At 56.3% G+C, this 17,557-nt stretch carries 24 protein-coding genes and 2 pseudogenes; 21 read left to right on the forward strand and 5 right to left on the reverse strand.

Going from position 1 to position 17,557, the window contains the following annotated elements:
• The first annotated feature begins 53 nt into the window (after positions 1 to 53).
• The 4 genes from B2Y33_RS12770 to B2Y33_RS12785 are packed head-to-tail and all read left to right on the forward strand — an operon-like array spanning position 54 to position 1,442.
• Positions 54 to 281 carry a hypothetical protein gene (locus B2Y33_RS12770; RefSeq protein WP_206405754.1) on the forward strand — a complete coding sequence of 76 codons (228 nt, stop codon included), beginning with the start codon at positions 54 to 56 and terminating at the stop codon, positions 279 to 281.
• A 59-nt stretch (positions 282 to 340) separates the two neighbouring features.
• Entirely contained in the window at positions 341 to 787 is a 447-nt protein-coding gene (locus tag B2Y33_RS12775) for a structural protein P5 (protein WP_128610883.1), read from the forward strand.
• A complete protein-coding gene (locus B2Y33_RS12780) occupies positions 784 to 1,161 on the forward strand; it encodes a hypothetical protein (protein WP_206405755.1) in 378 nt (125 codons plus the stop codon). Before B2Y33_RS12775 ends, B2Y33_RS12780 begins: the two co-directional genes overlap by 4 nt.
• Positions 1,158 to 1,442: a hypothetical protein gene (locus tag B2Y33_RS12785; RefSeq protein ID WP_206405756.1), complete on the forward strand. Its 285-nt coding sequence runs from the start codon at positions 1,158 to 1,160 to the stop codon at positions 1,440 to 1,442. Before B2Y33_RS12780 ends, B2Y33_RS12785 begins: the two co-directional genes overlap by 4 nt.
• A gap of 20 nt (positions 1,443 to 1,462) precedes the next feature.
• On the opposite strand, the gene B2Y33_RS12790 is transcribed toward B2Y33_RS12785, so the two are convergent.
• The gene (locus B2Y33_RS12790) at positions 1,463 to 2,284 is read right to left on the reverse strand and encodes an SDH family Clp fold serine proteinase (protein ID WP_206405757.1); all 822 of its coding nucleotides are present in this window, start codon (positions 2,282 to 2,284) and stop codon (positions 1,463 to 1,465) included.
• Positions 2,259 to 2,507 (reverse strand): hypothetical protein, encoded by a 249-nt coding sequence (locus B2Y33_RS12795; protein ID WP_241194952.1) that lies wholly within the window; start codon positions 2,505 to 2,507, stop codon positions 2,259 to 2,261. Before B2Y33_RS12795 ends, B2Y33_RS12790 begins: the two co-directional genes overlap by 26 nt.
• 232 nt (positions 2,508 to 2,739) lie before the next feature.
• On the opposite strand from B2Y33_RS12795, the pseudogene B2Y33_RS12800 reads away from it, so the two are divergent.
• The 3 genes and pseudogenes from B2Y33_RS12800 to B2Y33_RS12810 form a co-directional block, all read left to right on the forward strand.
• Positions 2,740 to 2,922, forward strand: a pseudogene (locus tag B2Y33_RS12800) (DUF2514 family protein); the annotation flags it as partial.
• Between the two features lie 65 nt (positions 2,923 to 2,987).
• Positions 2,988 to 3,290 carry a hypothetical protein gene (locus tag B2Y33_RS12805; protein WP_049587425.1) on the forward strand — a complete coding sequence of 101 codons (303 nt, stop codon included), beginning with the start codon at positions 2,988 to 2,990 and terminating at the stop codon, positions 3,288 to 3,290.
• Positions 3,291 to 3,820: 530 nt separating this feature from the next.
• Positions 3,821 to 4,270 (forward strand): annotated as a pseudogene (locus B2Y33_RS12810) (cation:proton antiporter); the annotation flags it as partial.
• Between the two features lie 260 nt (positions 4,271 to 4,530).
• Here B2Y33_RS12810 and B2Y33_RS12815 read toward each other — a convergent pair.
• Positions 4,531 to 4,992: a helix-turn-helix domain-containing protein gene (locus B2Y33_RS12815; protein WP_206405759.1), complete on the reverse strand. Its 462-nt coding sequence runs from the start codon at positions 4,990 to 4,992 to the stop codon at positions 4,531 to 4,533.
• 129 nt (positions 4,993 to 5,121) lie between these two features.
• Between B2Y33_RS12815 and B2Y33_RS12820 the strand changes: the two genes are divergently transcribed.
• The 5 genes from B2Y33_RS12820 (at position 5,122) to B2Y33_RS12840 (ending at position 7,783) form a co-directional block, all read left to right on the forward strand.
• Positions 5,122 to 5,517 carry a DUF6957 family protein gene (locus B2Y33_RS12820; protein WP_119714290.1) on the forward strand — a complete coding sequence of 132 codons (396 nt, stop codon included), beginning with the start codon at positions 5,122 to 5,124 and terminating at the stop codon, positions 5,515 to 5,517.
• Positions 5,518 to 5,566: 49 nt separating this feature from the next.
• Positions 5,567 to 6,034, forward strand: coding sequence for a hypothetical protein (locus B2Y33_RS12825; RefSeq protein WP_206405760.1), 468 nt, complete (start codon positions 5,567 to 5,569; stop codon positions 6,032 to 6,034).
• A gap of 2 nt (positions 6,035 to 6,036) precedes the next feature.
• Positions 6,037 to 6,420, forward strand: a complete 384-nt coding sequence (locus B2Y33_RS12830; RefSeq protein ID WP_206405761.1) for a hypothetical protein — start codon at positions 6,037 to 6,039, stop codon at positions 6,418 to 6,420.
• A gap of 171 nt (positions 6,421 to 6,591) precedes the next feature.
• Positions 6,592 to 7,080 (forward strand): hypothetical protein, encoded by a 489-nt coding sequence (locus tag B2Y33_RS12835; RefSeq protein ID WP_143133043.1) that lies wholly within the window; start codon positions 6,592 to 6,594, stop codon positions 7,078 to 7,080.
• Between the two features lie 337 nt (positions 7,081 to 7,417).
• Entirely contained in the window at positions 7,418 to 7,783 is a 366-nt protein-coding gene (locus B2Y33_RS12840) for a histone-like nucleoid-structuring protein, MvaT/MvaU family (RefSeq protein WP_039612624.1), read from the forward strand.
• 405 nt (positions 7,784 to 8,188) lie between these two features.
• On the opposite strand, the gene B2Y33_RS12845 is transcribed toward B2Y33_RS12840, so the two are convergent.
• On the reverse strand, positions 8,189 to 9,214 hold the full coding sequence (locus B2Y33_RS12845; protein ID WP_054573869.1) for an IS110 family transposase: 1,026 nt from the start codon (positions 9,212 to 9,214) through the stop codon (positions 8,189 to 8,191).
• A gap of 336 nt (positions 9,215 to 9,550) precedes the next feature.
• Between B2Y33_RS12845 and B2Y33_RS12850 the strand changes: the two genes are divergently transcribed.
• From B2Y33_RS12850 to B2Y33_RS12890, 9 genes are all read left to right on the forward strand, one after another.
• Positions 9,551 to 10,336, forward strand: coding sequence for an SDR family NAD(P)-dependent oxidoreductase (locus B2Y33_RS12850; RefSeq protein ID WP_039612625.1), 786 nt, complete (start codon positions 9,551 to 9,553; stop codon positions 10,334 to 10,336).
• Positions 10,337 to 10,394: 58 nt separating this feature from the next.
• Positions 10,395 to 10,955 (forward strand): TetR/AcrR family transcriptional regulator, encoded by a 561-nt coding sequence (locus B2Y33_RS12855; RefSeq protein WP_009681454.1) that lies wholly within the window; start codon positions 10,395 to 10,397, stop codon positions 10,953 to 10,955.
• A gap of 94 nt (positions 10,956 to 11,049) precedes the next feature.
• Positions 11,050 to 11,382 (forward strand): carboxymuconolactone decarboxylase family protein, encoded by a 333-nt coding sequence (locus tag B2Y33_RS12860; protein WP_009681453.1) that lies wholly within the window; start codon positions 11,050 to 11,052, stop codon positions 11,380 to 11,382.
• A gap of 45 nt (positions 11,383 to 11,427) precedes the next feature.
• Positions 11,428 to 12,099: a DsbA family oxidoreductase gene (locus tag B2Y33_RS12865; RefSeq protein ID WP_039612627.1), complete on the forward strand. Its 672-nt coding sequence runs from the start codon at positions 11,428 to 11,430 to the stop codon at positions 12,097 to 12,099.
• 67 nt (positions 12,100 to 12,166) lie between these two features.
• On the forward strand, positions 12,167 to 12,733 hold the full coding sequence (locus B2Y33_RS12870) for an OsmC family protein (RefSeq protein WP_046784311.1): 567 nt from the start codon (positions 12,167 to 12,169) through the stop codon (positions 12,731 to 12,733).
• Between the two features lie 28 nt (positions 12,734 to 12,761).
• The gene (locus B2Y33_RS12875; RefSeq protein ID WP_206405762.1) at positions 12,762 to 13,859 is read left to right on the forward strand and encodes an alkene reductase; all 1,098 of its coding nucleotides are present in this window, start codon (positions 12,762 to 12,764) and stop codon (positions 13,857 to 13,859) included.
• 48 nt (positions 13,860 to 13,907) lie between these two features.
• Positions 13,908 to 14,123 (forward strand): tautomerase family protein, encoded by a 216-nt coding sequence (locus tag B2Y33_RS12880; protein WP_206405763.1) that lies wholly within the window; start codon positions 13,908 to 13,910, stop codon positions 14,121 to 14,123.
• 252 nt (positions 14,124 to 14,375) lie between these two features.
• A complete protein-coding gene (locus tag B2Y33_RS12885; RefSeq protein ID WP_009681448.1) occupies positions 14,376 to 15,215 on the forward strand; it encodes a class II aldolase/adducin family protein in 840 nt (279 codons plus the stop codon).
• Positions 15,216 to 15,287: 72 nt separating this feature from the next.
• Positions 15,288 to 16,601 (forward strand): MFS transporter, encoded by a 1,314-nt coding sequence (locus B2Y33_RS12890; protein ID WP_206405764.1) that lies wholly within the window; start codon positions 15,288 to 15,290, stop codon positions 16,599 to 16,601.
• Between the two features lie 28 nt (positions 16,602 to 16,629).
• Here the strand turns inward: B2Y33_RS12890 and B2Y33_RS12895 are convergent, their stop codons facing one another.
• Complete coding sequence (locus B2Y33_RS12895; RefSeq protein WP_206405765.1) at positions 16,630 to 17,517, reverse strand: LysR family transcriptional regulator; 888 nt, start codon at positions 17,515 to 17,517, stop codon at positions 16,630 to 16,632.
• Between the last annotated feature and the right edge of the window lie 40 nt (positions 17,518 to 17,557).

The raw sequence follows: 17,557 nt of genomic DNA on the forward strand, positions 1-17,557 counted from the left end.
TAATTACCCCTCAAGCCCGCCACGCGCGGGCATTTTTTTGCCTGGAGAAAACCATGCCCTACGTAGCCATCAACCTGATCAACGATTACGACCCTGACAACAAGACCCGCTTCACCACCTTGGAACAGGCCAAGGAGCGTATCCAAGCCGGCCTGCGCCAGTTCCCCAGCCACCGGTTCGTTACAGCCGAGCTCCTCGAGGAGTTCACCGCCGAGGTCGTGATCACTGGCAGCGAGCCAGCCAAGCCCGATCCGGTACCGGACGAGAACGCCGAGGCCTGAGCCCCCGCGTCACCAATACAGCCCGCACCGTGCGGGCTCTTTTTCGCCTGGAGAAACCTATGACTACACCCCGCGGTGTCCGCAATAACAACCCAGGGAACATCGATTACAACCCGCGCAACGCCTGGCAGGGGCAGCTGGGCCTGGAGGTAGGCGTGGCCAAACCGCGCTTTGCCCGCTTCGATCACCCAGAGAACGGCATCCGCGCCTTGGGCAAGTTACTGCTCAATTACCGCGGCAAGGATGGGATGCCCGGTGTTGGGCGGCCTGGTATCGACACCCCGCTGGAGTTCATCAACCGGTGGGCGCCGGCGAGCGAGAACGACACCAATGCCTATGCGCAGGCCATCGCCAAGCGCCTGGGCGTCGGCGTGCGCGACTCGATCGACATCTCCAAGCCGCAGATCCTGCGCGAACTGGTGGTCGGCATCATCGTGCACGAGAACGGCACCAACCCGTATCCGTCGACGCTGATCGATGAGGGCATCAGGAGGGCCCTGGCATGAACGCCGCGCTTGTAGCGCTGAAGGCCATACCGCTCTGGCTGTTGCTGGCCCTGGCCGCCGCCGGCGTTATCTGGTGGCAGCACGGCCAGATCCAAGACGCCCGCGCCGACGTTGCAGCAATGGCTGAGAAGGCCGGCAATTGCCAAGCGGCCAGAGACAACCTGGTCGCCCTGGCCAATGAGCAGGGTAAGGCACTGGGTGACCTGCAGCTGGCCGCCCAGCAGCGCCAGGCCGCCGCCGAGAAGGCGGTAGCCGAAGCCCGCGCCAGTGCCGAGCCGGACTACCAAGCAGCCAACCGCATCCAGCAGGAGCGCACCGGTGGCGATCAGTGCACGGCTGCCGCCTCGATTATCGACAAGGAGCTCGGCCTATGACCATTGCAAGCCGATCCCTGCAAGGGGTAGGGGTGCTCGCAGGCTTTCTCCTGCTTGCGGGCTGTGCAGGCCATGACGAGCCGGAGATTCGAACCGTGCGCGTCGAGGTTCCTGTGCAGGTTCCTTGTCGCACGCCCGACGTAGCTGTGCCGCCCTGGGCCGCCGCCGGCCTCCGCAAGACCGAAAGCCTTGAGGTGAAGGTGCGTGCCCTGCTGGCTGAGCGCCGACAGAGGATCGGGTTCGAGGGGGAGCTAATAGCGGCCGTAGCCGCTTGTCGATGAGGGCTTCCGCCCTCACGTGATCAAGGCCTGCTGACGGCTTTGACGGCACTGCTCAGCTTCTGGCTTTCAAAAAGCTTGGCATATCCCGACTGCAAGCAGTCGTACTGGTACATCGTCCGGAGAAGCCAAATTTTTTGCCACAGAGCATCGTCCATAGCATGCTGGGTCACATTGAGGTTCAGCAGGGCTGCCTCCCTCATGTCAATCACGGATCCATGGGAGTGGTAGTGTCCTCGAGTAGCCATCTTCGAGATCGTCTCGTCAATGGCTTCCGGGATATGTGACATCATGCCTCTAGATAGCAGCTCACGCGCCAGTTTTTCGGTCTGGCCCCGCGTGGTCAAGGCTAGCTGAAACTCAATAGGGTTGAATGATCCTGGTGGCGCGTTGAGGATGAATTCCACAGGCACACCATTATATGACGGATCGATAGGGCCTAGTTCAGACTCTATCCCCATCATGATGGTGGATCCTGTCAGAGCTATCACGGTGCCGTTGCTTTTTGCGCGCCGAGGAATAATGACCCGCAAATCAGGAGCAGCCTGCTGAAGCAGTGAACAAATCTTCTCTGTTGGATCGGTGTAACCGCCGTTAGTCTCAACCAGCAGGTCGATAGGTCTGCCTAAGGCACCGCGCAAAAGCTCTGCGAATAGGACGTCGTCGCCCATGTCGATTTGGGCGCCTGACTGCTCGCATTCGGTAAAGTAGACGATCAGATCTCGACCAGTATCCTCTTGGATGTCAGAGATCAACTGCTGACGAAGATACCGGTCCTTATGAGTAACCCAAAAAAGCGGGGATTGAGACGGTAGCGTCTTAGAGCGGGGAAAGCAGTCCGGCATGATGGCGAGCGTCCTGTTCGTCATTGGTTTGTTGACTTTCACCTAGGGCAAATACCGTCAGACCGGCGTTCATGCGCTCGCTTGCCTGGCGAATAGCCTCATAAGGATCGCGGCTTGGGGGCGCGGTTACCTCGTCTTTGACGATAACCTGGTCGGTCCGAGTACCAAAAAGATTCCGCGCTTGAGCCATCGCGCTTGACTCTTGGAAAAATACGCTGCTCATAAGCTGCTCCATTGAACGATCAGCGGTGTTCTTCGCTGATAGACTTATCCACAGGATTTGCACACCGTATGGACAAGGTGGCTCGCGATTATCGCTACGTCAAGCGTTAAGTCAAATCATATTTCGTCTGAAGGGCGCCTAGGCCAGGGAAAAACGCCGAAAGCCTCCTACAGAAGACGACGAGCGGAGCAAGGAAATCTTGACCGTCTCCTTATCACGGCTTTGGCAGACGCCCGGAATGAATACCGCCGATGTCGCTCGAGGCCAGGCAACCATCCGCGCCGGCATGGTGCTATCCGACTTGCTCGCACGGGCTGATGCTCGAGCGGGAGAGCTGGCGAAGGCTTATGACCAGGCCCGAATAGCAGGGGAGCAGTGCCAGCGAGAGTACGATGCACTCCTGCCATCCGGCTGAGGTGGATTGCTCGGCGCCGGTTGTTATGAGTAGGATACTGTTTTTATATACAGTAATGGTGAGCTATGGCGATCCTACTCCCGCCAGCGTGGGTCGCTGAGCTTGATGATCGTTTTGCGCTAGTGACCGATCCGGACGGCCGCTCGGCTGTGCTGGCAGAGATGGCGAAGGCGGCTCACCGCCGGCGCGAGATCGACGCCGGTGAGCTATGCGAAATGCTAGAGCTGGCAGAAGCCGCACGGCTATGGGCACTGCTCGAGCATGAGGAAGCCTGGGATCTCGAGTTGTTTCGGTTTGAGAATTTTTCAGATCAAGATCACGGACGGATCTTGGTCGGCAGGACGCCGGGGAAGGATATCGTTGCGTAAATCTTCCCCAAAATGCATCCGTAAACGCCTGATTCTATTGGGGCTGAAACGAACAAAAACGGCGCCATCGTAAAGCGCCGGAATTGGCTCAAAGTATTGATTCTATTGGGGTTTTATACCTTTAGTAGCGCGTCCCAGGCTTTGATGCCGTAGAGCGTGTAGGTCATTGTGTGCATCGGGGATACGTGTCGCCCCAATCTCTCCATTTCCGAATGTCAGTCGCGCGATTATGCGATAACCCTCCGCACGGCGCCACGGGAGGTTGTCCTGAACGGGCAGCGGTTGCTTCTGCAAACGCGTGCTGCCTTCCTTCATGGGCTGGAACGTGCGTCCAATTGAGCGAAACCACCGGTCATTTCCCGATACCGGCTGAACCCTTGGGCGGTAGATGTATCTTCATGTTACACATTAGTTCGCCACCTGCGACCTTGGTGCAGCGGCCAGGCACGCTTGTCACCCGTTACCATGCTGATCCAGGTGTACGTTTTGTCCTCGGGTACGGGGCCGTTTGAAGAAGGAAGACCCACTGGATGCAGTCCGCCTATACCGTCCTTATCCTGCTGATGCTGGTCAGCGTGTCGAAATTGGTCGGCCGCCTGATTCCCCTGCCTCTGCCGCTGGTACAAATCGCAGCTGGCGCTTTGCTGGCCTGGCCGACACTGGGGCTGCATGTCGCCCTCGACCCCGAACTGTTTCTGTTTCTGTTCTTGCCGCCGCTGTTGTTCGCCGATGGCTGGCGCATTCCCAAACGCGCGTTGTGGCGCATTCGCGGCCCGGTGGTGGCCCTGGCGGTGGGCTTGGTGTTGTTCACCGTGGTCGGTGCGGGCTATTTCATCCACTGGTTGTTGCCGAGCATCCCGTTGCCGGTGGCATTCGCGCTGGCAGCCGTACTGTCGCCGACTGACGCGGTGGCCGTGTCGGCCATTACCCAGGACCGCCTGCCTACGCCGTTGATGCACATGCTCCAGGGTGAGAGTTTATACCCCCTATATGCCCTGCAGACAGACACCGCCAACCCCCGGTTTACCTAGGTTTGTCCAAACGAGAGACTGTCCATCTCTCCGCAGCCTGAAATGGACACCTTCAATATTAGGTAAATAGAACGATCAGTTCAGCGATGTCCCGCCGCGACCAGATGGATGCGTGGTTGGTATGAGCACTGCCTCCGAATGCGCTGATTCGGTGTTTGAGTGCTGAGTCGATGTCCTTAGTGTCATCTAGATGAACTGCTGCCAAATCGTCAGTCTTCGGACACCTGATTCCACAATCGACGCAACGTCGACTCGGGCATCCCAAGCTGTTTTGCAGCCTGACCTCGAGTAAGCCCTTTTCCCTTCAGCTCCTGTACGGCCTGCCATTTCTTCCGCGCAGCTGAAACGTTGAGCGGAACCTTTCTTTCAGGCTCCGAGGTTTGGTTGGTGTCAGCCAGTCCGAGGGCTTCAATCTCGGCCAGCGAGGCGAGGAGGACTTCCCTAGGCGTGCGATTGCTGTCCCGAGAAACGGTCAATGCAATCAAGGCGGTCAGCTCAAGATCAAGCGCAGCAGCCAATTTTTGGCTCACATCCAACGTCACCGAATGCTTACCGCTCTCCACCTTGCTGATGGTCGTTTGATCCAGGCTGGATGCCATGGAGCGCTGCGTGTTGCCTTTGCTTTGGCGCAGCATTTGGAGCACTGCCGCAAAGGATTGGCGGAGCGACATTACAAATCCCCAAAAACCAAGATGTATGCCGCGTTTGCCTATCGCCAAACAAACGAATATATTCCTCGTCATGGCGGTCTGGCCTCTGGGCCTGCAATTTATGAAAAATGAAATGCGGGGATGTGCTTGATGGATAGCCCACTCAGCGACGGGTTACTTGGGGAGGGAGGCGTTGACCTGGTCGGCTCTGAACTATCCCTCGAAGATGTGCTCCTCGCTGCTCGAGAACATTACAAGCGGATGCCTCTTTGCGTGGTAGAGGATTGGGTGATCTTGGACGCCATCCTCACGGAAGATGAGCAGGCCAAGGTAGCTGCGGCTGGATGTCAGCCCATGTTCTTGTTTGCCCACAAGGTCGTGCATGACGAACAGCGCCGTTTCGAGCCTGGCGATTGGGTGCGGTCGACAATCGCTAGAACCTTCAATGAAGGCTACCTCTTCGAGACTAGAAACACCGTCTACGTGCTCAAAGGGCCAGGACAACGCAAGTCGTCTTCGCTGCAAGGCATCTTCTCAATCTTCTAGGTGTCGCGGCCCCCGCTTGTGACGACTCGACTGTTTCAGAGATCAAGATATGTTCCGTTCTCACCAAGCTGACATGGCAGGCATCCCCGGTATGTTCGGCGACGGGCTGATGCATTGGCATGGCGTTTCCCGAGCTCTCGCTACCCACTGGTACCACGTGAGCGTTCAGCGTCTCCATGAAGGTCAATTCAGGAATTATGAGGAGATGCTCAACGATGAGATGCGCCTCGTCGAGCTGCTGGTAGCGCAGGACGAGAGTCTGGTTGTGCAGGAAGTCCAAGCCGTCACCCCATCCTGGATGAACAAGGATGGCTGCTGGAAGATGGAGAAGCTCACGTCGCTTTCGATGGGACACAACCAGGCTGGTGTGGCCATCTGTGTTCTGGAAGTAGAAGGTGGTGCTGTGTATGTCGATACGCATGAGCCTGATCTCGGTGCCGACTCCCTGAGCGACGTCAAAGAGCTGTACCGACGCGGTATGGCTCAGGCCAATGCTTCAGAGCCTCGGAGGGCTTAGGCATGTCAGAGGTCAACACGGTGAAGGTGGACTACCACATGAAGCGCTACTCGGACTTCGATCTGTTGCGTATTGCTCGAGCTATAGGCCAGGGGTATGAGGACGAAGTCACTGCGTTTCTGGTGAATGTCCACATTCATCGGTTGAGCGCCGTTGGCGTCGTCTTCGGGCATGTGCGGCAAGGGCCTCATGGTCGTTTTGCCGATGGGCACCTGATCCAGACATCCGACATCGTGAATGTCAGGAAGGAAGGCAAGTTCTGGGTGATCACGACCATGAACTCCAAGTATGTCGTGGCTACCTTCCGCCGTGATGGTGGGCGCCGCAGCTTGAGGGATTTCTGCCGCTTGGTTGGAGACCGCTTCCCTAATACACAGCTGCACTGATTTAGATCGAGCCTGAGCATGCCGAGGTGTGCTCGAGGCCTTCCCCTGCCTGTCATTCAGGAATTGAGCAAGGAGCTGCAAGTGTTTATAAAGTTTGAATATCTGAAGTTTTCAGGGTGCCTACAGGACATACGAGTTTTTGAGAGCTTCTCAGATAATGTGCAAGTCATCATGAAAATCGACGACGTCCTCATTCCTAATTTTCGGATGCCTACTCGAATTTATGAGGAGTTGGAGAATGGTGGCCGGTATGACTTTTATGGCCTTGTGCAGAAATCGAGGAATAAGCAAAAAAATACAGGATTTGTAATGGCTGTAAAGGCCGAAAACGGGAAAATCCTAGAGCAGCCTAGCTTGAAGTACACAAGCCAGTTAGGTATTTGGGTGAACGGTGCGGTAATCGCGGGCGTGGCGTTTCTGCTATCCTGGATTGGGTTGTTTTTTGCAATCGGCGCGTTTGATACAAGTGGTGGATCGTACAATGGCTTTGCCCAATTTGTATCCGATCTGACTGGCTATTCACTTACCATTGCTGGTTTGGTGTTCGCTGGTTTCGTTGGCGTAGGTATCAACTTGTTCCGTAAGGCAACTTCGCTTGAGACCTGGAAGTCGATTGCTCCGGACAAGTTAGTACAGCGATTCAGCAAAATGCATCGCTGATACTTGAGCGTGCCCCTGTGGGGGACGGCTGTCGTAAACCGTGCCCGGCTTGCCGGTCACGGCCCTACGGGCTTCCATCCTCACGCCTTCAGCCATCGTGGCTTGCGCGCTCCGCTTGCGGTTTGGTCGCAAACCCAATGTTTATGGGGCTTGTAACGTGGTTTTGGGAATGTAACATTGACGCTGTTACATTCCAGAATGTGCGTTACAGCCTCGATTCTGAAGGATGGGCCGCTCCATGTAGTCACCTGGCTTGGGCGACCTGAGATTGCTATGACTTTCCTCAGCCGATTCTGTAATCTTGCTAAATAATTAGCCTCCTGAGGAATACGTCCCGATGTCCCGTCTCGCTGAATTTCGTCGTCTAGAGCAAAAACTCGCTCAGCAACTGGCAGAGCTCGAAGCCATGAAGGGTGACTCGGCCATTAAGGCTGAGATGGAGTTCGAAGAGAAGCTGCGAGCTCTCCTCGGTGAATACGGCTACAGCTTGCGCGACGTGATCAGCATTCTTGATCCCAAAGCCTCTGCACGTACTCCGGCCCCAGCCGCCCAGGAAAAGAGCAGCCGTAAGCCCCGCGAGCTGAAGATCTATAAAAACCCGCACAGTGGTGAAGTGGTTCAGACCAAGGGTGGTAATCATGCAATTCTGAAGGCATGGAAAACCGAGCATGGCGCTGAAACCGTCGAGTCCTGGCGTCAGTAAACATTGCGTCTTGACGCAATGAGTACACGATAGGTAGCCTCATCGTGTATGTGTCCGACACCAAAGCCTCTCTGAGGAAAAGACCTCTTCAGCGACAAATCAAACCCCGTCGTGGGGAGTTGGAGACCCCGAGCTACACCATTAAAAAATCTATGGTCACCCCATTTTTTGCAATACTGATTAACGGATGAAATGGATGGCTCGCTTAAATCTATCCGGCGTCAAATTGGGGTAAGCCCCGCGCCACGATGAGAGCCGCGCCTGACGATCCTTAAAAACCGCTCGGCTTCGAGAGCCGATTTTTATGTCAGGATCCTCGCCAGGCCGGTAGGCCGTTTATTTCATCTATTGCTCAGCTATCGCAAAACCTGAAAGGTGAATCGTGGTACAGCAACAACCACAGGGTCAGGCGTTCAAGGCGCCTGGCCCTGTTTCGTATTGGGTGTGATGAGCAGAAATCGCCCAAGCTATGCGGGCGAATTTATTGGCCAGTGCACAGGCGACCACGTTTGAGTGTCGGCGCGTCATAAGCGCTCGCACCCAGTCCGCCAGAGCCCCCTTCTGCCGCGCCAGGTTCTGCATGTAGACCCTGGCGCATTGCACCAAAAGGCGTCGCAGATTCTTGTCGCCTCGCTTGCTGATCCCTAGCAAGTTAGCTTTGCCGCCAGTGCTGTACTGCCTGGGCACCAAGCCTAGAGAAGCGGCAAAATCGCGACTGCAGCCGTATTGCTGACCATCGCCCATTTCCACAGCCAGCAGGCTGGCGGTGATCGGCCCGACACAGGGCATGCTCAACAAACGACGCCCTAGATCATCGTCGGCCAGTTGGCCAACCAGCTCTTTATCCAGTGCCTTGACCTGCTCGTCCAGATAGGCGAAATGGTCGTGCAGACGTTGCAGCAGCACTGTCAGCCGAGCAGGCAGCTCGTGCTCCGCCAGAACGGCAGACAAACGCTTCATGACCGCCAGGCCCTGAGGCAAGCTGATGCCGAACTCAAGCAAGAACCCATGCATCTGGTTGACGGCCTTAGTGCGGTCACGGATCAGTGACTCGCGTAGGCGATGTAACACAGAAAGAGTCTGCTGAGCTTCGGTCTTGGGCGAAACGAAACGCATCGAAGGGCGCGAAGCGGCTTCGCAGATAGCTTGCGCATCGACGAAATCGTTTTTGTTGCCTTTGACAAAGGGCTTAACGAACTGAGGAGAAATCAGCCTCGCCTGATGCCCCAGGGCGGTCAGCTCACGAGCGACGAAATGTGCGCCGGCGCATGCTTCCATCACCACGGTGCACGCTGGCAGGTTGGCGAAGAACCGCATCATTTGCTGTCGTGAGAGCTTCTTGCGAAACAGCTCCCGGCCGGGCTTATCCTGGCCGTGCAGATGAAAGGTATGTTTGCCGAGGTCGATACCGACCAGTGCCAAATCGCTCATGATGATGGCCTCCGGAATGAAAACACCCTGCGAAAGCGTAGCCCTCGCAGGGTGTCGGGGTGACCATCTCATTAACCGCCTGTTGGCGGTTTTTTTGTTTCCGTCTCGACCTGGCTGGGGCAATCCAAGAACGATCAAATGAACGGTGTCTTCGTGCTGGTCATTGGCTGGTCTAGCTTCCTTGAGTTGTACCGGTTTCTAATCCGCCCGGGCTAGCGGCCCCTAGCGGTGTCATCCACTCCCTCTGGCCGATCACGACAGGCGGTAGCTTGACACTCAAATCACGCGGGTCTAATCTACCTACCAGTAGATAGACAAACCGAGGAGGTACTACTCATGCAGTTCAAAGGTCGCAAGCTTCTGGTTGTAGGTGGTACGAGCGGTATCGGTCTTGAAACCGCACGCATGGTTGCGGAACAAGGCGGCTCAGTCGTGATCGTGGGTAACCGTGCCGAAAAGGCCGAAGCGGCCCGTAAAGAGCTAGCAGCCCTGGTAGGTGAGGGTAGGGTCGTTGCCTATTCGGCTGACCTCACCGACTTCGCCAGCGTGAAGGGGTTGATCGAGAAGCTGGCTGCCGAGCACAAGGATATTGACCTGATGGTCAACTCCGCCGGCATCTATTACCCCAAGGCCTTCGTTGAGCACTCGTTGGAGGACTACGACAACTTCCTCAACCTCAACCGCGCCATTTTCTTCCTGACCCGTCATGTGGCTGCGGAGTTGATCGCGCAGAAGAAGCCAGGCTCTATTGTTAACGTAACGGCTGCGGCTGCTCGGCAGGCTGTTGAAGGCGTACCCGCATCGGCTTACTCGATGGCCAAGATCGGCCTGGACACTCTCACTCGCCATGCGGGTGCAGAGTTGGCAGAGCATGGTATCCGCGTCAACTCGGTAAGCCCCGGTATCGTGGAAACGAAGATCTTCGAACGCTTCATCCCTGGTGATCAGCTGGATGGTGCCCTGAAGGATTTCAACAATTTCCACCCGCTGGGTCGCAATGGCACACCACGTGATGTGGCTGACTCAATCGTCTTCTTGCTGTCGGACAAGGCGTCTTGGGTAACCGGCGCAGTCTGGGATGTGGACGGCGGAGTCATGGCCGGTCGTAAGCAAGGCAAGTAACATAGCGTGTAGTGGCCGGAATCGCTTTTCTGGTCGAGCGATTTTGGCAGGAGATTTTATGGCACTGGCGACACGGGACGCGTTAATTCAAACCGCTGAAGGGCTGATGCGTACCAAAGGTTACGCGGCATTTAGCTATGCGGATCTTGCCGATGCGGTTGGTATTCGAAAGGCGAGCATCCACTACCACTTCCCAACCAAGGAAGACCTGGGGATTGCAATCGTTGAAGAGTACGTATCGCGGGTGGAGGCTGAGTTCGAACGCATCGAAATCAATCATCCCACTGCATTGGACAGGCTTCATGCGTTCTTTGTGTTGTTCCATGCAAGCACCGAAGGTGGACTGCTGCCTCTGTGTGGCGCATTGGCTGCAGAGATGGCGGCTTTGCCTGACGGGCTTCAACGACAAACGCGCCGTTTCTTCGACGTGCAATTGTCCTGGTTGACCAAGGTCATGGATCAAGGAATTACCTCGGGTGAGATTACCGAGGGTCGTGGCGCCAGAGAAAAGTCGTATTTGCTGCTGAGCATCCTTGAAGGCTCAAGCTTCATCAATTGGGCCACCAACGAAGATGATCACGTGAATATGTCAGTCATTCGGATGGTTGCAGAGTATTGATCTCTGCTTGAGAACAGGGCCGAAACGGGTCACGTGTCGGCCTTTTTTTGAAATGTCTTACCTATCAACCAGTAGGGTGGTAACTATGTCTAGCATGCCAAATTGGGAACAAACCATCACCGACGTCAGCGCCCGCCTGAAGGAGTTCGGTGCGCATTCGCCTGACACCCTGCGGGGTGTGGCAATGCTCGGTAACGCCGGTAACAAAACCAATCACCTGGACGCGAAGACTCGCGAGCTGATCGCACTGGCGGTGGCAGTAACGACTCGCTGTGACGGCTGCATCGCGTTCCATGCAGCGGAAGCCAAGAAGCTTGGCATCACGACCGAGGAAGTGGCTGAGGCACTTGGAGTAGCGGTGAATCTGAATGCCGGCGCGGCGGTTGTTTACAGCACCCACGTGCTGGATGCCATGGATCGTAGCTGATAGCCCAGGCCGTTCTTTGTGACAGCAGAGGTGCAGAGGAAAGTTATGAAAAAGATCACGGTTGAAGTCTATTCCGACTTTGTCTGTCCCTGGTGCTGGATAGCAAAGAAGCGGTTGGAGCAGGCAATCGGCGCTCTTCCGAGCGACGTAGAGGTTGAAGTTGTACCCAGGGCCTACCGCTTGGCCAAAGGCATGCAGCCCATCGCATTCGAGAAGGCACTGGTGCTGAAGACAGGTAGCCAGGCTCGTGCACAGGTCTTCATGGAAGCTATTCAGGAAGTCGCCTCTCCTGAGGGCTTGGACTACCGCTTCGATGTGATGCGTTTCGGGGACACCAGTGCGGCGCATCAGTACGTGAAAGCCATTTCGAGTCCGACGCTACAGGCGAAATATGTAGAGCGACTCTACGCAGCTGGAACTACAGAGGGGCGCGACATTTTCGATGAGCGAACACTTAAAGATCTTGCAGCTGAAGTTGGTGCTGCTGACCTCTTTGGATTCGATTCTTCGGAAGCAGCGATTCTCAGCGATGAAGCAACCGTTAAGGGCCTTGGCACCGGCATCCCATTGTTCGTTGTCAATGGCAACCGCTATCTCTCAGGGGCCCAAGAGGTTGAGGTGTTCTCCAAGGTGCTGAAATCAGCTGTTGAGGATCTTTCGAACGATGGAGAGAGCGTGAGTGGAGCAAGTTGCTCGATTTCTGGTTGCGAGAGCTGACCAGGCCATCGCCTTCACCTGTTTTTTAATTCTGAGTTTTTATCCACGATTTTGAGAGGAACTGAAAATGGACAAGCATCTCAACGGTATCGATGTCGCTGCTCTGCAAGCCTTTGCACAGGGCGTCGCTGAAGATCCAGCCAAGCGTCACGCACGCTTCAAAATCAACACCAAGTGGGAACATCAGACCCGCACCGTGGCGACCATTGACCGCTTCCACCTGAGCGGCACCGACTACCCACGAAACGTCCAGATCGCGGCTGATGAGCCACTGGAGCTGCTGGGTACCAACTCTGCCCCCAACCCGCAGGAGTTACTTATCTCTGGCCTGAACGCCTGCCTCTCAGTTGGCTATGTGGTGAACGCATCGGCCATGGGCATCACTATCCACAGTCTGGAAATCGAAACCAGTGGTGAGCTGGATCTGCGTGGCTTCCTGGGCCTGGACGAGAGCGTCAACCCAGGCTTCGACGAGATGAGCTACGTGGTGCGCATCCACACCGATGCACCTGCAGAAAAAGTGGAAGAGCTACACCGCATTGTCACCAAGACTTCCGTGAACCTCGCCAACTTCTCGAAGGCCATCCGCATGGTGCCCAAGCTGGAAGTTATCGCCGGCCAACCAGCCGCCTGATTCACGAAGTCGTTTGCAGAGGTAGATCATGAAAAAGCTGTTTACTCCTTACGACCTGGAAGGCCTCAAACTCGCCAACCGCGTTGTGATGGCCCCAATGACCCGTACCCGGACGGAAGACAATGTGCCGTCCGAGCTGACCGCGCTGTACTACGCGCAGCGGGCCTCGGCGGGCCTAATTATCACTGAAGGCCTGCCGATCTCCGACGAGGGGCGCGGTTACCTGTACACCCCCGGCATTTACACCGACGAGCAGACCCGCGCTTGGCGCGAGGTAACTGATGCCGTTCATGCTAAAGGCGGCAAGATCTTCGCCCAGCTGTGGCATGTAGGCCGGATGTCTCACGAATCGCTGCAGCCTGGCAACGCAGCGCCTGTTTCGGCAAGTGCCGAGCCTGCTGTGGGCACTACGGTTTACGCCTGGACTGCACCCGGTGTGGCTGGCCCGGTCGCACCGAGTGTCCCGCGTGCTTTAACTGTGGATGAGATCCACCGCGTGACCGAAGACTTCGTTGCCGCCGCACTGCGAGCGGTGGATGCGGGCTTCGATGGTGTGGAGCTCATGGCGGCTAACGCATTCCTGTTCGACCAGTTCCTGAGCAGCCAAATCAACACGCGTACCGATGAGTACGGCGGCTCGATTCAAAACCGACAGCGCTTCTTGCTGGAAACGGTCGACGCGATTGCTGATGCCATTGGCAGCTTCCGTGTCGGTGTTCGTATCTCGCCGTTTGGGCGCCTGTATGACCTTCGCCCGTACCCGGAAGAGGAAGCAACCTGGAACAGTGTTGCTGCCGAATTGAACGAGCGCGAATTGGCCTTCGTCCATCTGAACTACCAGCCAACACTGGACGCGGTTCCATTCCCGGATGGTTTCTACAAGCAGTTCCGCTCGCTCTACAAGGGCACGGTCATTGGTGCAGGTGGCTTTACCGCTGAGCTGGCAGAAGCGGAGCTGCAGAACGGCAATCACGATCTGATCGCCTTTGGCACCCCCTACATCGCCAACCCCGATCTGGTTGAGCGGATGCAAAACGGTTGGCCTCTGGCCCCCAGCGATCATTCCACGTTCTACGGTGTGATCGGGGCAAAAGGCTACACGGACTACGCGCCTTACCAGGCTTAATCAGGCGTATTGATCATCGCAATAACCCAATAACTGAAGGAGTATGTTATGCCATTGGTAACTGTGAAAGGCATCGAAGGTGTTTTCTCTACCGAGCAGAAGGCAGAGATCATCAGCAAGATCACCGACGCCATGGTCTCGGTTGAAGGCGAGAAAATGCGTGGTGTGACCTGGGTCATCTTTGAAGAAGTGAAGAGCGGTGAGTGGGGCATCGGTGGTGAGCTCATTACCACTGACAAAGTCAGAGCTATGCAAAACGCCTGACACCCTTCCGACGCTGCATCGCAGCATCAGTGCAATGTGCCCTGGCGTTTACTCGCTCCAGGGCATTTTGCGTTTCAAGGGCTGAATTGCGATCAGGCCCTCGAGAGTTTTCGTAACGCCAGCTTCATGCCGTAGATGCCAAACAGCCAAGACTGAATTTTATTGAGCCTTGCTTGAAAACGGATCGTTTGTCACCCCCACGCCAGATCGAGACCATGACGTCACCCCAAACAATAACCAGAGGTGGTAATCGTGGAATCGGTACTCAAACTTGACCCAACCGCAGGCGGTAAGAAGCGCATTTCGATTTATCAGCCTGAACAGGAAGGGCTCATCTTCCCCGAGATCCCTGAGTTCAAGAACTTCGAAGAAGAGCGTCAGTACCGCAAGAAGCACTTGGTGGCAGCGTGCCGCGCATTCGCTGAGCACAGCCTCGATTACGGCTTTGCCGGTCACCTGACCGTCCGTGATCCAGAGTTTCCTGAGCTGTACTGGACGAACCCGATGGCCGTTCACTTCTCACAAGTCAAGATGTCCAACCTGATCCTGGCCGACCACAAGGGCAAAGTAGTTCAGGGTGATTACGCCATCAACCGTGCCGGTTTCGTGTTGCACGCTGCCGTCCACGAAGCGCATCCAGACATCGTTGCGATGTGCCACGCTCACACCATCTACGGTGGCGCATGGGCATCCACCGGGCGTCCGCTGCTGCCGATCACCCAAGATGCTGCCGTTTTCTTTGAAGACCACGTCGTCATCACAGCAGAGGCTGGTGCCGTTGCGGTGGAGACCAAGGCCGGTAACGCCGTCTGCGATTACTTCAAGGACGTGCGCGCTGCTATTCACCAAAACCACGGCCTGCTGACCGCGAGCCGTCACAGCATCGATGAAGCCGCATTCTGGTTCATTGCCCTGGAGCGTTGCTGCCAGCAGCAGTTGCTGATCGAAGCCTCTGGCATCACACCGAAACTGGTCTCGCCAGAGCGTTGCCGCTACAGCCGTGAAAACGTGGGCAGCCCCTTCATTGGCTGGCTGCACTTCCAGGCGCTGTACGACAAGATCGCGGCTGAGCAGCCTGACATGTTCTCGTAACGCCCTCTGGCGCTGTCCGTCCGGGCGGCGCCTCTTCCTTACCGCACAATAACAATGACTGGAGATAGGCAGATGCCTAATGCTCTTGATGCTGCCTGCGTCCCCGATTCGCGTTCCATTCCGGACGAGTCAAAGCTGTACGCGCGCTTAACCCTGCGACTGATTCCCTTTCTCTTTCTTTGCTACGTGTTCGCTTACCTGGATCGGGTGAACGTCGGCTTCGCCAAGTTGCAGATGCTCGACGAACTCAAGTTCAGCGAGACTGTGTACGGCCTTGGGGCCGGGATCTTCTTCTTCGGTTACTTCATCTTTGAGGTGCCGAGCAACATGATGCTGCACAAGATCGGCGCTCGTCGTTGGATCGCCCGCATCATGGTCAGCTGGGGTGTACTGTCAGCCTGTATGGTGTTCGTACAAACGCCCGCCATGTTCTACATGCTGAGATTCCTGCTGGGGGTTGCTGAGGCCGGATTCTTCCCCGGTATCATCCTTTACCTGACCTACTGGTTCCCGTCTTCCCGGCGCGGGAAAATCACTGCGATGTTCCTCACTGGCATCCCCATGGCGGGTGTGCTTGGCGGGCCACTCTCGGGGTGGATCATGTCGACCACTCACGGGTGGCATGGCTATTCAGCCTGGCAGTGGCTGTTCGCCCTCGAAGCAATACCTTCGATCATTGCCGGCTTCGTCGTCCTCTTCTACCTGCGTGACAATCCGGACGATGCCAAGTGGCTCACCACGGAAGAGAAAGCCGTCCTAAAGCGTAATCTTCAGGGAGAAGACCAGTCGCACCATGGACACTCTGCTTTCAGCGCCTTCACCAACCCCAAGGTGTGGCTGCTGAGTGCAGGTTACTTCGGCGTGATGATGGGCCTGAACGGCATCACCTTCTGGCTACCATCGCTGATCAAGAACTCGGGTATTCAGAGTGCGGCGGAAGTCTCGCTGCTGACCACTATCCCGTATGCCCTGGCGACGATTGCCATGGTCATGACCGGGCGGCATTCGGACAATGTGCTTGAGCGTCGCTGGCATGCGGCGGTGCCTGCGGTGATCGGCGCCTTGGGGTTGGTGCTCGCCACCACCACAGAGCAAAACCCCATGTTGACGGTGGCATTTCTCTCGGTGGGGGCCATGGGCGTGATGACTGCTATGAGCCAGTTTTGGTGCTATCCGCCTGCATTCCTAGGCGGTGTAGCGGCGGCGGCAGGGATCGCGATGATCAACTCCATCGGCAACTTGGCTGGGTTCATTAGCCCCTACTTGATCGGCTGGGTGAAAGACACCACTGGCTCTACCAGCATCGCGCTCTACTGCATCGCGGCTGCGCTGCTGTGTGCTGCGGTGGTCTGCCTGGCGATGCCCAAATCGGTGGTGAACCGCTAGCAATCGAGTATCGATGCCCGCCGAGCGATCATGGCTGATCAAGGCGGGCGCCGACCGATTGAATGAAGGCGGAAAGGCATGGGTTGGAGTTCTCCATGTTCCAGACCATCCCCAAGGTGATCTCGGGTGCGTTGGTAATTGGAATGAACCGAACCGAGTCTGGATTCGATTTCGACATGGACGTCGGAATGATCGAGACGCCAAGACCTTCACCAACCAGATTGACTATCGTCCCTTGCAGCTGGGTGTACATCCGCACGCGGGGTTCGAATCCACTGTCTCGACATAGTTTGAAGATTGTGTCGTGCAGGGCGGAGGCGGTATCGCGAGGGCTCAAGATGAAGGGCTCATCAGTAAGGTCTTGGACTGTTACCGACTTTTTGCCCGCCAGCGGATGATCAGCCGGTAATGCGATACTGAGGGACTCACGTTGCAATTCCCGAAATTGGTACGGTGGCTGAACCGTGGCTGTGAAGGTAAGCCCAATGTCGCATTCTCCCGTCTCTACCGCTTTCATCAGCGCACTCGGTATCAACTCGCTCAATTCCAGGTTCACACCAGGCGCGCTAGCGGCGTAGTCCTTGATCATCTTGGGTAGGCCTGACCAGGCGATCATGGACGTAAACGCGATACGCAACTCTCCCTTCTCGCCCCGAGCGACAGCTTGAGTGGAGCGAATCGCCGAGTCCATAGCCTGTATGACCAGCTGCGCGCTTCGTTGAAATTCGTAACCTGCTGAGGTGAGCTCCACCGACCGGGAGGTGCGAGCGAACAGCCGGCAGCCTAGCTGGGATTCAAGATCGGCAATCTGCCGACTCAGCGAGGGCTGCGCTACGTTTACCTGCGCTGATGCTTTGCCGTAGTGCAGGTGGTCGGCTAAGGCAAGAAAGTAGCGTAGATGGCGATGTTCGATCATTGATGCTCCAGAGGTATCGATTTACTACTTTATAGTCATT

It is taken from the genome of Pseudomonas sp. UBA5666, from assembly GCF_002420785.1.
In the GTDB taxonomy this organism is placed as follows: domain Bacteria; phylum Pseudomonadota; class Gammaproteobacteria; order Pseudomonadales; family Pseudomonadaceae; genus Aquipseudomonas; species Aquipseudomonas fulva.